Raw genomic sequence first — 242 nt, 5'->3', positions numbered from 1 at the left:
CGCCAGCACCGGCATGACCATATGGGCTGATATATCGGCAAAGACGCGGAAGCGGAGGGTGAGCAGGCTTTCGATGAGATAGAAGGGGGTCGCGAATTGCACGTCCGTGCTTGGATCGATGCGGCCGAAAAGCGGGAAGAGCGGAAACAGCACGCCGAGGACCAGAACCAGCGCCAGCGCCCAGACGAAATCCGGCACGGCAAGGAAGAGGCCGTTGAGGCTGTCGAGGATCGGTTCGAGGA

General features: G+C 61.2%; 1 pseudogene. It reads right to left on the bottom strand.

The window, feature by feature from the left end:
• A pseudogene (locus ACPYOG_RS20440) lies at window positions 1-242 on the bottom strand (hypothetical protein); the annotation flags it as partial.

It is taken from the genome of Leifsonia sp. HAY1-4F, from assembly GCF_056755275.1.
This window is presented reverse-complemented; position numbering and strand designations above follow the sequence as displayed.